The 14,173-nt window shown below is 74.6% G+C and carries 10 protein-coding genes and 1 pseudogene; 9 read left to right on the plus strand and 2 right to left on the minus strand.

What is annotated here, in order from left to right:
* The first annotated feature begins 215 nt into the window (after positions 1-215).
* The 5 genes and pseudogenes from ACIQD7_RS27020 (at position 216) to ACIQD7_RS27040 (ending at position 7,925) form a co-directional block, all read left to right on the plus strand.
* Positions 216-2,309 (plus strand): HEAT repeat domain-containing protein, encoded by a 2,094-nt coding sequence (locus ACIQD7_RS27020; protein ID WP_402445184.1) that lies wholly within the window; start codon positions 216-218, stop codon positions 2,307-2,309.
* Positions 2,310-2,422: 113 nt separating this feature from the next.
* Positions 2,423-3,109 (plus strand): annotated as a pseudogene (locus tag ACIQD7_RS27025) (hypothetical protein); the annotation flags it as partial.
* Between the two features lie 521 nt (positions 3,110-3,630).
* A complete protein-coding gene (locus ACIQD7_RS27030) occupies positions 3,631-4,914 on the plus strand; it encodes an ATP-binding protein (protein ID WP_402444942.1) in 1,284 nt (427 codons plus the stop codon).
* An 88-nt stretch (positions 4,915-5,002) separates the two neighbouring features.
* Entirely contained in the window at positions 5,003-6,382 is a 1,380-nt protein-coding gene (locus ACIQD7_RS27035) for an FtsW/RodA/SpoVE family cell cycle protein (protein ID WP_121830372.1), read from the plus strand.
* A 67-nt stretch (positions 6,383-6,449) separates the two neighbouring features.
* Positions 6,450-7,925, plus strand: a complete 1,476-nt coding sequence (locus ACIQD7_RS27040; protein WP_402444944.1) for a penicillin-binding transpeptidase domain-containing protein — start codon at positions 6,450-6,452, stop codon at positions 7,923-7,925.
* A 50-nt stretch (positions 7,926-7,975) separates the two neighbouring features.
* Here the strand turns inward: ACIQD7_RS27040 and ACIQD7_RS27045 are convergent, their stop codons facing one another.
* Entirely contained in the window at positions 7,976-9,079 is a 1,104-nt protein-coding gene (locus ACIQD7_RS27045; RefSeq protein WP_402444946.1) for a ferritin-like domain-containing protein, read from the minus strand.
* Between the two features lie 177 nt (positions 9,080-9,256).
* Here ACIQD7_RS27045 and ACIQD7_RS27050 point away from each other — a divergent pair, with 177 nt between their 5' ends.
* From ACIQD7_RS27050 to ACIQD7_RS27065, 4 genes are all read left to right on the plus strand, one after another.
* Complete coding sequence (locus ACIQD7_RS27050; protein ID WP_121830375.1) at positions 9,257-10,192, plus strand: diiron oxygenase; 936 nt, start codon at positions 9,257-9,259, stop codon at positions 10,190-10,192.
* Positions 10,193-10,245: 53 nt separating this feature from the next.
* Entirely contained in the window at positions 10,246-10,968 is a 723-nt protein-coding gene (locus tag ACIQD7_RS27055; RefSeq protein WP_121830376.1) for a TetR/AcrR family transcriptional regulator, read from the plus strand.
* A gap of 96 nt (positions 10,969-11,064) precedes the next feature.
* Positions 11,065-11,361, plus strand: coding sequence for a hypothetical protein (locus tag ACIQD7_RS27060; protein WP_402444948.1), 297 nt, complete (start codon positions 11,065-11,067; stop codon positions 11,359-11,361).
* Positions 11,362-11,505: 144 nt separating this feature from the next.
* The gene (locus ACIQD7_RS27065; protein ID WP_402444949.1) at positions 11,506-12,789 is read left to right on the plus strand and encodes an NlpC/P60 family protein; all 1,284 of its coding nucleotides are present in this window, start codon (positions 11,506-11,508) and stop codon (positions 12,787-12,789) included.
* Between the two features lie 143 nt (positions 12,790-12,932).
* Here the strand turns inward: ACIQD7_RS27065 and ACIQD7_RS27070 are convergent, their stop codons facing one another.
* The gene (locus ACIQD7_RS27070; protein WP_402444951.1) at positions 12,933-14,168 is read right to left on the minus strand and encodes a styrene monooxygenase/indole monooxygenase family protein; all 1,236 of its coding nucleotides are present in this window, start codon (positions 14,166-14,168) and stop codon (positions 12,933-12,935) included.
* Positions 14,169-14,173 lie beyond the last annotated feature (5 nt).

The following is a 14,173-nucleotide window of genomic DNA, read 5'->3' on the forward strand; positions in this document are numbered from 1 at the left end:
GGGGCCGTGGGGAGGAAGCCGCGTCCGGGCCGGGGGCGGCGGGGCCCCGGGAGGCGGGTACGCAGGGCAACTGCCTTGCTCCGCAGCGTACATGGCGCAAAGAGACCGGAAGGCGGCCCTCCCTCGGGGTGGGTATCGGCGGTACGGCCTTGTTGTCCGTCCTGTGGTGCACACTTGCTGCCTGGTACAGCGCTCACGGGGAAGGCGGCATGGCCATGCTGACGGGGATCGAGGAGGTCGACTGGGCCTCGCTGGGACATGCGTACGGCCCCGCGGACGACGTGCCGGAGCTGCTCCGGGGACTCGCCTCCGCCGATCCCGCCGAGCGGGAGACGGCCCTCGACGGCATGTACGGGGCGGTGCACCATCAGGGCGACGTCTACGACTCGACGCTCGCCTGCATCCCCTTCCTGCTCGAACTCGTCGCCGATCCCGGGGTCCAGGACCGGGGCTGCATCGTCGAACTCCTCACCAGCATCGGGGGGATCGAGCTCGACGACGACGAGGAGATGGGCGAACACCCTTGCGAGGACGGGGAGTTCATTCCGGCCGCCAACTACGCCATGGCCGCCGCCGCCATCGCCGCCGGAGCCGGCGTCTTCCTCGGGCTCGTCGCGGACCCCGACCCCGAGGTGCGGCTCGCCGCGCCGTGGGCGCTCGCCTCGCTGCACCCCGAGCCCGCCCGGGTGCTGACCCTGCTGCGGGAGCGGCTCACCGTCGAGCGCGACACCGAGGTGCGGCTCGCCCTGGTGGCGGCCGTCGGGCAGATCGCCCTGCGGCACGCGTCGCTGCGCGCCGAGACCGTCGAGTGGCTCGGCTGGCTCGCCCGCGCCGCCCAGGACCCGGGGCTCCGGCTCGCGGCCCTCGCCCAGCGGGCGCGCTGCGCGCCGGGCGACATCCCCGACGACGTCGTGCCGTGGGTGACGGCCCTCCTCGAGGAGATCAGGACCGCGTCCGTCCCCGCGCCGGGGTCCGACACGCCCCGGGGCGCCGCCCCGACGCTCATCGGGCAGGTGCGGGAGCTCCTGGAGGAGCACGCGGCCGGCCGGCCCGCGCCCTGGACCGAGGAGCTGCTGCGGACGCTGCACGCCGCGCTCGACGACCGCGTCGACGACCGGATCGCGCTGGTCCTCGCCCAGCTCCGCAGCCCCGACTGGGGGCAGCGCTCGGACGCGATCTGGCTGTGCGGGGGGCTGATACGGGTCTGGCGCGGGCGGTACGAGGAGGTCGTCCGGCTCGTCGGCGACCAGCTCCAGGACCCCGAGCCCCGGCTCCGGGAGGCCGCCTCCGCCTTCCTGGAGCGGCTCTTCGAGCTGGGCGCGCCCGCCGCCGACGCGCTCGCGGCGCGCCTGGCCCCGGCTCCCCCGGGGCCGGTCGGCGGGTGCGGTTCCGCCGGGCGGTCCGGGCGGGACGGGGCGCTGATCGCCCTCGCCCGCGCCGGGGACGCCCGCGCGGTGCCGCTGCTCGCCCGCGCCCTGGAGGAGGGCGAGGTGCGGCGGGAGCTGCTGTACGCCACGGACGGCCTCGGGCCCTCCGCCGCGATGCTCGCCCCCGCGCTCCGGCGCCGGCTCGCCCGGGTCGAGCTGGACGAGCTGCTGTACGACCGGGCGGCCCCGCTGCTCTACGCGCTGGCCGCCGTCCGGGGCGCCCAGGCCCTTCCCGAGGTGCTGCGGGTGCTGCGCGGCGCGCCCGCGAACCGGCCCGACCGGGTGCGGGAGGCCGCCCTGCGCGCCCTCGCGGCCTTCGGGCCCGCCGCCCGGGAGGCCGTACCGGACCTGCGGGAGCTGCTGGCCGACGAGTCGGCCGCCGTCTCCTCGGCGGCGGCGCGCGCCCTGTGGGCGGTCGGGGAGGACCCGGCGGAGGTGCTGCCGGCCCTGGAGCGGTGGCTGCGGCCGGGGCTGCCGGACGCGGACCGGTGCGCGGCCGCCCGGGCCCTCGGCGAGATCGGCCCGGCGGCGGCCGCCTCGGCCCCGGTCCTGCGGCCCGCCCTCGCCTCGCGGGACCTGTGGGTGCGGGTCCGCGCCGCCGCGGCCCTGTGGCGGGTGACCGGCGAGACGGAGGAGGCCCTTCCGGTGCTGCTCGCCGCCTGGGAGGAGAACCGGCACGCGCGCGTGGACATCGCGGAGTGCCTGGCGGAGATGGGCCCGGCCGCCTCGGGGGCCCAGCTGGTGATCCTCACCGAGCTGACCCGCAGACGCCGGCACAACGCCCGCGAGGGCGTCTCGGGCACGCACGACGTGCACCTCGACGAGAAGCTGCTCACCCTGTGCCGGGCGGCCCTCGCCCGGATGGAGCGGGGAGCGCGCTGAGACCGGGCGCCCGGCGGTGGACCCGGCCGCTCGGGAGACAAAAAGGACTTCGGTCCGCATAAGGTCTACGGGGAGCGGGACAGTCCGTAGACCGACCGGGAGCAGGTGGCCACGTGGGACCGCGCGGAGTGCACGGCGCCGTCGGCGTCCTGTGCGCGCTGTGCGCCGCCGTGCTCGCCGGGTGCGGATCCGCCGGTACGGGCGGCCTGGAGAGCGCCGGGCCCACGAGCCCGGCGGTGGGGCCCGTACGGCTCTGGCCCGATCTGCCGCCCGCCACGAATCCGCCGATCGACTACGGCGAGTCCGACATCCAGCGCGTCCCCGGCATCCGGGTCACCGGCGACGACGTCCGCTCCGTCGACGCGGTGGAGGTCGTCCGCGCGGAGGTGCGCGCCCACCCGGACGCGCGCAGCGGGGCGGACGGGCTGTACGAGGAGACCGCGCGGGCCGTCGAGGCGTGCGTGCGCGAGCCGGGGGCCTGTCCGGTCATGCGACCGTACTACCGGGACCTCACCGGCGACGGGCGTGACGAGCTGATCGTCGGGATCCGGATGCCGGAGCAGCAGGTCGCCGTACGGGTCTACCGCGCCGAGCGGGGCGGGCTCACCCGGATCATGTCCACCGTGGACCAGGTCATCAGCGTGGAGCTGGCCGGGCGCGACCTGATCATGCGGGTCGGTTCGGCCGGCATCCCCGGGTACGAGTACCGCACGGCCTGGTCCTGGGACGAGCGGCAGGGCAGCATGTTGCCCACCCGCGACGAGATCGTCCGCACGGGGTCCCCTGGCGCGGGGCCTTCTGGCGCGGGCTCCTCCGGTACGGGGTCCATCGGCGCGGGATCCTCCAGCGCAGGGTCTTCCGGTACGAGGTCCCCCGCTGTTGGGCCTTCCGGTACGGGGCCCTCCGGTATGGGCTCCATCAATACCGGGCCTTCCGACACAAGGCCCTCCAGCGCAAGGTCTTCCGGTACGAGGTCCCCCGCTGCGGGGCCTCCCGGTGCGGGGTCCTCCGGCGCAAGGCCCTCCAACGCAGGGCCTTCCAGCACGGGCTCCCCCGCTGCGGGGCCTTCCGGTACGGGCTCCACCAGTACAGGCTCCCCCGGTACGGGCTCCACCAATACCGGACCTTCCGATGCGGCGCCCTCCCGCGCAACGGCCTCCCATGCCGGGCTCTCCGGGGCAGGGCCCTCCGGCACGGGCCCCTCCGGAGCCGGGCCCGAAGGCGCCGGACCCTCCAGTCTCGTCCCCGGCGGCGCCCGGCCCCCCGGCACCCGGCCCTCCGGAACCGCCCCCGTACCCCCACCCCCTCCGGAGGAGGCCCCGTGAAGGTGGTGCGGCCCGCGTGGACCGCGACGCTCACCTGGAAGGCCGCCGTGTTCATCGCGGTGATGTGCTGCGCCCTGGCCGCGCTGCTCGGGGCCCTCGTCCACGTGTCCGTGACCCGGCAGACCGTGGACGACGCGCGGGAGAAGGCGCTGGTCCGGCTCGGGGAGGTCACCGACCTGTACGAGGCGGGCGAGCCGCTGCCCCGGTTCGCGGGCGTCGATCCGCCGGACCTCCCGGCCGCCCTGCGGCTCCTCGCCCTGCGGGGCGAGCGCGGCACGGTGGTCGCGGACCGCGGGGGCCGGCCGGCGATGTGGGCGGCGGGCCCCGCCGACGGCCGGGCCCTCGCCGTGCGCCTCGACTACACGCAGAGCGCCGGGACGATCGACGCGCTCGGCCGCTCGCTCCTCGGCTCCTCCGTCCTGGCGATCGGGGCGACCCTGGTCGTGGGCGTCTTCGCCGTCACCCGGGTCACCCGCCGGCTGCACCTCACCGCACGGGTGGCCCGGCGGATCAGCGCCGGGGACCTGGACGCGCGCGTGGACGACCCGAGGACGAAGGACCCCTCCCGGCCCCAGGACGAGGTGGCGACCGTCTCCGGCGCGCTCGACACCATGGCCTCCTCCCTCCAGCGGAAGCTGCAGAGCGAGCAGCGGTTCACCGCCGACGTGGCGCACGAGCTGCGCACCCCCCTGACCGGACTCACGGCGGCGGCCGAACTGCTGCCGGAGGGCCGCCCCTCGGAGCTCGTACGGGACAGGGTGCGGGCGATGCGCGCGCTCACCGAGGACCTCCTGGAGATCTCGCGGCTCGACGCCCGCAACGAGACCGTGGACCTGGCGGTGCACGAGCTCGGCCCGCTGGCCGAACGGGTGGTCCGCGCCTCGGGCACGGAGACGGAGGTGCGGGTCGTCCGGGACGCCACCGTGGAGACGGACCGGCGGCGCCTGGAACGGGTCCTCGGCAATCTGGTGGCCAACGCCCACAAGCACGGGGCACCCCCGGTGGTGGTCACGGTGGACGGCCCCGTGGTGACCGTGCGGGACCACGGGCCCGGGTATCCCGCGTACCTGCTGGAGTCCGGCCCGCAGCGGTTCCGCACCGAGAACGGGGGCAAGGGGCACGGCCTGGGACTGACCATCGCGGTGGGGCAGGCGGAGGTGATCGGCGCCGGGCTGGTCTTCGCCGGAGCGCCCGGCGGGGGCGCCGAGGCCTGGCTGCGGCTCCCCGAGTACGTCCACCCGTCCGGTCCGGAGCCGGAGGAGCCGGAGGGGCACGCCTGAGGGCGGCGGGGAGGGCCGCCGGAGGAGCGCGGCGGCACACCGGCCCGCAAAAGGGACATAGCGCGCACCGCTTGCTACGTTGCGCTCCATGACCGCACCGCGAACGGACGCGCCCCCGCCCGGGGTCCCCGTCCCGAAGCGCCGCGGCGTGGAACTCTCCCTCCTCGTCTGCGCCGTCCTCATCGCCGTCTACGGCTACGCCGCGGTCGGTCTCGCCCGGGGCGGCGCCGTGCCGCCGGACGCCGCCCGCTACGGGGCCGGGCTCGGCCTGCTCGCGCTCGTCGCCCACCTCGCGGTCCGTTTCGGCGCCCCGTACGCCGATCCGCTGCTGCTGCCGATCGCGGTCCTGCTCAACGGCCTGGGCCTGGCCCTGATCCACCGGCTCGACCTGGAGACGCCGTACGACCGGGCGGCGACCACCCAGCTGGTCTGGTCGGCGCTCGGGGTGACGCTCTTCATCCTGGTGGTGCTGCTGCTGCGCGACCACCGCACCCTCCAGGGGTACGCGTACGTCTCCGTCGCCGCCGCGCTCGCCCTGATGCTGCTGCCGATCTTCTTCCCCGCCGTGAACGGCGCCCGGATCTGGATCAGGCTCGGCGGGCTCTCCTTCCAGCCGGGCGAGTTCGCCAAGATCCTGCTCGCGGTCTTCTTCGCCGCGTACCTCGCCGCCAACCGCACCGCGCTCGCGTACACCGGCCGCCGGATCTGGAAGTTCCAGTTCCCCTCGGGCCGGGTGCTCGGGCCCATCGTCGCGATCTGGCTGCTCAGCGTCGGCGTCCTCGTCCTGGAGCGGGACCTCGGCACCTCGCTGCTCTTCTTCGGCCTCTTCGTGATCATGCTGTACGTGGCGACCGGCCGGACCGGCTGGATCGCGGTCGGCCTGGTGCTCGCCTCCGCCGGCGCCTTCCTGGTCGGCTCGCTCGAACCGCACGTCCACAGCCGGGTGCAGGACTGGCTCGACCCCTTCGCCTCGATCCGGGCGGGCGAGGGCCCCGGGCAGCTCGCCCAGTCCCTGTTCGCCTTCGCGGCCGGCGGGATGCTCGGCACGGGGCTCGGCCTCGGCCACTCCGTCCTCATCGGCTTCGCCGCCAAGTCCGACTTCATCCTGGCGACGGCCGGCGAGGAGCTGGGGCTCGTCGGCCTGACCGCGCTCCTCCTGCTGTACGCGCTGTTCGTCGGCCGCGGCTACCGCGCCGGCCTCCTGCTGCGCGACCCCTTCGGGCGGCTCCTCGCGATCGGGCTCGCCTCGATCGTGGCGCTCCAGGTCTTCGTGATCGCGGGCGGGGTGATGGGGCTCATCCCGCTGACCGGCATGGCGATGCCGTTCCTGGCGCAGGGAGGCTCCTCGGTGGTGACCAACTGGGTGATCGTCGCCCTCCTCGTCCGGGTCAGCGACTCGGCCCGCGCGCCACGGCCGGAGTCGGCCGACACCGGGGAGCTCGCGCGGGTCAAGGAGGGGGCGCTGTGAACGGGTGCACGGGCGGACGCGCGGCCGGGCGTACGGCCGGGCGCCCCTCCGGCTCCGGGGAGGTCCGGTGACCCGCTACATCCGGCGCGCCGCCGCGCTCTGTCTCGTCCTCCTGGCCGCGCTGTTCGTCAACGCGGGCCGCGTGATGGTCGTCGAGGCCGGGTCGCTCGACGACGACCCGGCCAACCGGCGGATCGCGATCGCCCGGTACGCACAGCCGCGCGGCGAGATCGTCGTCGACGGGAAGCCGGTGACGGCCTCCCGGGACAGCGGACAGCAGCTGCGCTGGGAACGCGCCTACCGCCAGGGGCCGTTGTACGCGCCGCTGACCGGCCACGCCTCCCAGACGTACGGCACGACGCTCGTCGAGGACGCCGAGGACGCGGTCCTGGCGGGCACGGAGCCGATGCTGGCGCCGCTGCCGCTCCTGAACGGCCTCACCCGGGGCCGGGAGCCCGGCGGCGACGTGATCACCACCCTCCGGGCGCCGATGCAGGAGACCGCCTTCCGGGGTCTTGAGGGGAAGCGGGGCGCGGTGGTGGCGGTCGAGCCGGCCACCGGCCGGATCCTGGCGCTCGTCAGCTCGCCCTCGTACGACCCGGGGGTGCTCTCCGGGACGGGCCCGGGGGTGAAGGAGGCCTGGGAGCGGCTCAACTCCGCGCCGGACCGGCCGATGCTGAACCGGGCGCTGCGGCAGACGTACCCGCCGGGCTCCACGTTCAAGGTCGTGACGGCGGCGGCAGCCCTGGACGCGGGCGTGGTGCGGGACGTGGACGCGCCGACGGACACCCCGGACCCGTTCGTGCTGCCGGGCACCCGGCAGGTGCTGCCGAACGAGGCGAAGGGCTGCGGCGACGCCTCCCTCGCGTACGCGCTCCAGTGGTCGTGCAACACGGTGATGGCCGGGCTCGCGGTGGAGGTGGGCCTGCCGGGGATGGTCGACGCGGTGGAGCGGTTCGGCTTCAACGACACGGGGCTGCGGGTGCCGTCGTGGGTGGCGAGGTCCACCTTCGACCGGGAGATGAGCCCGGACCAGCTGGCCCTGTCCTCGATCGGGCAGTTCGACACGACGGCGACCCCGCTCCAGATGGCGATGGTGGCGGCGGCGGTCGCCAACAACGGCGAGATCGCCCGCCCGCACCTCGTCGACCGCACGACGACCTCCGGCGGCGCGACCGTGGAGCGGACCGCGCGCCGCGCCTACCGGCAGGCGATGAACCCCTCGACGGCGCTCCGGCTCCAGGAGCTGATGGTGCGGGCGGTGGAGGACGGGACGGGGACGAACGCGGCGATCCCCGGGGCCCGGGTCGGCGGCAAGACCGGCACGGCCCAGCACGGCTTCGGCAACACCGGCACCCCGTACGCCTGGTTCATCGCCTGGGCGCAGGGCGAGGACTCCGCCCGGCCGGCGGTGGCGGTGGCGGTGGTGGTCGAGGACGCGGAGGCCTCCCGTACGGACATCAGCGGGGGCGGCAGCGCGGCGCCGATCGCGCGGGCGGTGATGGAGGAGGCGCTGCGGCTGGAGGCGGAGGCGCGGAGGTAGGAGGCACGGAGGTAGGAGGGGCGACGCAGGGCCCCGGCTCCGGGGGGTGCCTACTCCGCGCCCGCCTCGATCGCCGCCGTCACCTCCGCCGCCCGGTCCCGTTCCTCCGCCGCGAAGCGCTCCGCGTCGAGCCGTTCCGCGATCTCCTCGTCCTGGGCCATCAGCAGGTCCAGGTTGGAGTCGCCGAGGTCGAAGACGCCCATGTCCAGGTAGGCCTTCTGGAGGCGCGGTCCCCACAGGCCGATGTCCTTGACGCAGGGGACGATCCGGCTGAAGAGCAGCTTGCGGAAGAGCCGGAGGAACTCGCTGCGCTCGGTCAGCTCCTCGGCCTCCTTGCGCGCGACGCCGAAGTTCACCAGGACGTCGGTGGCGCGCAGCCGGTCGCGCATCAGGTGGCAGCCCTCGATGACGAACTCCTCGCGCTCGCGGAGCTCGGCGTCCGAGAGCTGCCGGTAGTGGTCGCGCAGGGCCATCCGGCCGAAGGCCACGTGCCGGGCCTCGTCCTGCATCACGTACGCGAGGATCTGCTTCGGCAGCGGCTTGTCGGTGGTGTCGCGGATCATGCCGAAGGCGGCGAGGGCGAGGCCCTCGATGAGGACCTGCATGCCGAGGTAGGGCATGTCCCAGCGGGAGTCGCGCAGGGTGTCGTCGAGGAGGCCCTTGAGGTTGTCGTCGATCGGGTAGAGCATCCCGACCTTCTCGTGGAGGAAGCGGCCGTAGATCTCGGCGTGCCGGGCCTCGTCCATGGTCTGGGTGGCCGAGTAGAACTTGGCGTCGAGGTCGGGGACGGACTCCACGATCCGGGCGGCGCAGATCATGGCGCCCTGCTCGCCGTGGAGGAACTGGCTGAACTGCCAGGAGGAGTAGTGGCGGCGCAGCTCGCCCCGGTCCTTGTCGGTCAGCTTGGCCCAGTGGCGGGTGCCGTGGAGGTCCAGGGCCTCGTCCGGGGTGCCGAGCGGGTCGTACGGGTCGACCTCCAGGTCCCAGTCGATGCGGGTGGCGCCGTCCCACTGCTTGTCCTTGCCCTTCCGATAGAGGGCGAGGAGGCGGTCGCGGCCGTCGTCGTAGTCCCAGGAGAAGCGGGCGGCGCCGGCGGCCGGCACGTCCCAGACGGCTCCGTCGGGGGCGTTCGCGTAGAGGTCGTGCGTCGACATGGACGACTCCTTCCGCCGACCTGCTCAGGTCCGACCCGAGCAGGCTCACACGCTGTTGACGGCCCGTCAACAAGTCGAACGGGGTCGCGCGCGAAGGATTGACGACATTGCTGACGAGCAGTCCAATAGCGGGTGACCCACGGTAACGCGACGGCGAGCCCTGCGAAGTGTCTCCACATGAGCCCTTTCCACGAGCCCGACTTCACCCTCGTCCGGGACGCGCTGGGGCCGCTGCGCGACCGCGAGCAGGTCGCCGAACGCCTCCTGGAGTCCTCCCGCAAGCACTCCTACGACCCGGACGCCGAGCTGGACTGGGACGCGCCCTTCGAGGACGGGAAGTGGTTCTGGCCGCCCGAGCTGGTCTCCCTCTACGACACCCCGCTGTGGCGCCGGATGTCCGAGGAGCAGCGGATCGACCTCTCGCGCCACGAGGCGGCCTCGCTCGCCTCCCTCGGCGTCTGGTTCGAGATCATCCTCATGCAGCTGCTCGTCCGGCACATCTACGACAAGTCGCTGACCAGCCACCACGTGCGGTACGCGCTGACCGAGATCGCCGACGAGTGCCGGCACTCGATGATGTTCGCCCGGCTGATCCGGCGCGGCGGCACCCCCGCGTACCCGGTGCCGCGGGTCTACCACAACCTCGCGCGGATCCTGAAGACCGTCTCCACCACCCCGGGCTCCTTCGCCTCCACGCTGCTCGGCGAGGAGATCCTGGACTGGATGCAGCGCCTGACGTTCCCGGACGAGCGGGTGCAGACCCTGGTGCGCGGGGTGACGCGGATCCACGTGGTGGAGGAGGCCCGCCACGTGCGGTACGCCCGCGAGGAGCTGCGCCGCCAGATGGTGACCGCGCCGCGCTGGGAGCGCGAGTTCACCCGGCTGAGCTGCGGCGAGGCCGCCCGGGTCTTCTCGGTCTGCTTCGTCAACCCGGGGGTGTACGAGGCGGTGGGCCTGGACCGGCGCGAGGCCGTCGCTCAGGTGCGGGCGAGCGGGCACCGGCGGGAGGTCATGCAGGCGGGCGCCAAGCGGCTGACGGACTTCCTGGACGACGTGGGGATCCTGCGCGGACCGGGCCGCCGGCTGTGGAAGTCCTCGGGGCTGCTGGCCTGAGGAGGCCCGGTCCGGGCGCCCGGCCGGGGAGGCGCGCGGTTACGCTGCGGGGCATGACGAGTCCCGCCACGCCCGCCTACCGCAGGCTCAGCGTCGAGGAGCGGCGCGGCCAGCTGCTCGACGCGGCCCTGGGGCTCTTCGCCCACCGGCCGCCCGAGGACGTCTCGCTCGACGACGTCGCCGAGGCGGCCGGCGTCTCGCGGCCCCTCGTCTACCGCTACTTCCCCGGCGGCAAGCAGCAGCTGTACGAGGCCGCCCTGCGCTCCTCCGCCGACGCCCTGAACCGCTGCTTCGCCGAGCCCCTGGACGGGCCTCCCACGGAGCGGCTCGGCCGGGTGCTCGACCGCTACCTGGCCTTCGTGGACGGGCACGACGCCGGGTTCAGCGCCCTGCTGCGCGGCGGCAGCGTCGTCGAGACCCCGCAGACCACGGCGATCGTGGACGAGGTGCGGCGGGCCGCCGCCGAGCAGATCCTCCTCCACCTCGGGGTGGAGCGGCCGGGCCTCCGGCTCGGGATGCTGGTCCGAACGTGGATCGCCGCCGTGGAGGCCGCCTCGCTCATCTGGCTGGGCGAGGAGAAGCGGCCCCCGGCGGCGGAGCTGCGCGACTGGATGGTGGACCACCTGGTCGCCCTGCTCACCGCGACGGCGGCGGGCGACGGGGAGACGATGGGGGTCGTCCGGCGGCTGCTCGCCCAGGAGACGCCCGAGGGGCCGGTGGCGGCCCTGGCCCGCCGGGTGATCCCGGTGGTGAGCGAGGCGGCCCACCTGCTGTGAGCCGCGCGGGGGGCCAGTGGGGCCGTACGCGGGGCCGGTGGAGCCGTACGCGGGGACGGCGAGCCCCTCGCGGGAGCGGCGGGAGAGACTGGAGGGGTGAGAAGCGAGAACACCCCCTTCCGCGGCGGACCCCTGGACGGCCGGGTCCTGCCGATCCTGCTCGGCCCGACCGGCCACCCGCCGAGGTGGTACGAGGTCCCGGTCCCGGCGCACGACGGGAACCCACCGACGGTGTACGCCTACCGGCGCGAGCCCGCCGGGTACACGAAGCGGCTCGGCCTCCAGCGCGGCTGGGTCTACGCGTACGCGCCCGGGGGCCGGGAGCGGCGCGAGCTGAAGTGGCCGTGGTCGAAGCCGGGCGGGAGGGCCGCCGACTCCGGTCCGACCGGATGAGTCCGGCCGGGTGAGTCCGACCGGGTGAGTCCGACCGGGTGAGTCCGACCGGGTGAGTCCGACCGGGTGAGGGCACCGGACGCGCCCTCGTTCATCCGGTAATCGCACAAAATAAACCGTCATCATCCCCCTGGAGGTGGTGACGTGTCACGAAGGCTGCTGCGCACGGTCTGCACGGGAGCGCTCGCCGCGCTGACGGCGCTCACGGGACCGGTCACGGCGGGCGCCGACCCGGCGGACCCGCCCGTGGAGCCTCCGGCTCGGGCCCCGATCGCCCGGCCGGACCCGGAGCGGGAACCGGTGGGCCCGGTGGACCCGAAGGTCCCCGTGCCGACGGCCTCCACCGCCCCCACCGGCCCGGAGGACACGGAACCGGACGACGACGCCGCCGCCCTCGCGCCTCCCGGCGGCACCTCGGTCACCGGCCTGCTCACCCGGCTGCGCACCCTCTACCGGCAGGCCGAGGAGGCCACCGAGCGGTACAACGCCGCCGAGGAGCGGCTGAGGCTCCGGACCGCCGACGCGAAGGACCTCGCGGTCCGGCTCACCACCGCGCGGAAGGCCCTGGACCGGGAGCGCGCCCAGGCGGGGCGGATCGCCCGGGAGCAGTACCAGGGCAGGTCGGAGCTCTCCTCGTACCTGGACGTGCTCTTCGCCCCGGACCCCCGGGCGGCCATGGACCGGGAGCGGCTGGCGGCCCGGGAGGGCCGGGACCGGGCCGGGACCGTCGCCCGGCTCGAAACGGCCGCCCGCCGGGCCGACGCCCTCGCGAGCGCCTCCCACAAGGCCCTGGACCGGCAGCGGCGCCTCACCGCCGAGCAGCGCACCCGGAGCGACGAGGTCCGGACGAAACTGAAGGAGGTCGAGAAACTCCTCGCCGCCCTCTCCCCGACCCAACTCACCCGCCTCACGGAACTGGAGCGGACGCAGACGGCGGGCGCCCAGCGCGAACTGCTGGACTCCGGCGTCCTGGACGGCCCGCGCACCCCGTCCCAAGCGGGCGCGGAGGCCCTGCGGTTCGCGGTGGCACAGATCGGCAAGCCGTACGAGTGGGGGGCGGAGGGCCCGGAGGCGTACGACTGCTCGGGCCTGACGCAGCGGGCGTGGGCGGCGGCGGGCCGCGAGATCCCCCGGACCAGCCAGGAGCAATGGGCGACGCTCCCCCGGGTCCCCCTCGCGAAGCTGCGCCCCGGGGACCTGGTGCTCTACTTCCCGGGCGCGACCCACGTGGCGGTCTATCTGGGCGAGGGCCTGGTGGTCCAGGCCCCGCGCCCCGGCGCGAAGGTGAAGGTCTCCCCCCTCGCCGCGAACCCCCTGCTCGGAGCCGTACGCCCGGACCCGGACGACACGGCCCTGGCCTCGTACGCCCCACCGGACCTTCCGGAGGGCGCGAGGACGGGCGGGGACGAGGGCTTCGACCACGCCTGAACCGCCCGGCCGGGCGCTCGGTCCACGAGCGTGACGAGCCCGAGCACCCAGATCTCCACGTTCAGGAGGACACCCACCGCACAGCCGCCGACGGGCCACCGCCACGACCGGTTTTCGGCGGTCGTGGCGGTGGCCCGTCCTCGTCAGTCCTGGGTCAGCGACGCCAGGTACGCGCCCGTCTTCTCCGGGTCGTAGAAGAAGTTCTCGAAGTCGGAGGGGTCGTTGAAGCCGTTGGCGAAGCGGTCGGCGGCGGGCTGGAGTTGGCCGGCGGCACCGAGGAGGTTGAGGACGTGCTCCGGGGGCGGGGCCAGCATCGCGTTCGTCCACTTGGTGACGTGTTGGGCCGTCTGCCAGTAGCGGTCGAAGGTGGCGCGCATCCAGGCCTCGTCGAAGGGCGCGTCGCCCTGTTCGACGATCGAGGAGAGGTACGCGGCCGCGCACTTGGAGGCCGAGTTGGAGCCCTGGCCGGTGACCGGGTCGTTGGCGACGACGACGTCCGCGACGCCGAGGACCAGGCCGCCGCCGGGGAGCCGGCCGACCGGGTTGCGGACGGTCGGGGCGTACCGGCCGGCGAGGGTGCCGCCCGCGTCGGTCAGTTCGACCTTAGTGGCCCGCGCGTACTCCCACGGCGTGAACCGCTCCATCAGCTCCAGCGTGAGCGCCAGGTGCTCGGAGGGGTCCTTGACGCCCTTGAAGACGTCGAGCGGGCCGCCGGGGATCCCCTCCCAGAAGAGGATGTCGGCGCGGCCGCCGGTGGTGAGGGTCGGCATGACGAACAGCTCGCCGACGCCCGGCACGACGTTGCAGCGGACCGCGTCGAAGTCCGGGTGCTCGGGGCGCGGGCCGAGGCCGTGGACGTACGCGACGGCGAGCGCCCGCTGCGGCTCGGTGTGCGGGGAGCGGGACGCGTCCCGCTCGAACATGGAGACCAGCTCGCCCTTGCCGGCGGCGACGAGCACCAGGTCGTAGTTGCGGGAGAAGTAGTCGAGGTCCCCGACGGCCGCGCCGTGGATGACGAGCTGGCCGCCGCGCTGGGCGAAGGTCTCCATCCAGCCGGCCATCTTGACCCGCTGGTCGACGGACTGGGCGTACCCGTCCAGCCTGCCGACCCAGTCGATGAGGCGGGAGGAGTCGGGGCCCGCGACGGAGACGCCGAGACCCTCGATGCGGGGCGCCTGGGACTCCCAGAAGTTGAGCCCGAGGTCCCGCTCGTGCTGGAGGGCGGTGTCGAACATGCACTGGGTGGACATGACCCGGCCGGCGCGGATCTCGTCCGCCGTCCGGTTCGACATGAGGGTGACCTCGTACCCCCGCGACTGCAGTCCGAGGGCGAGCTGGAGACCGGACTGTCCGGCCCCGACTATGAGTATCTTCCGCATGGGTG

The sequence above is a fragment of the Streptomyces sp. NPDC093071 genome, from assembly GCF_044754545.1.
GTDB lineage: Bacteria > Actinomycetota > Actinomycetes > Streptomycetales > Streptomycetaceae > Streptomyces.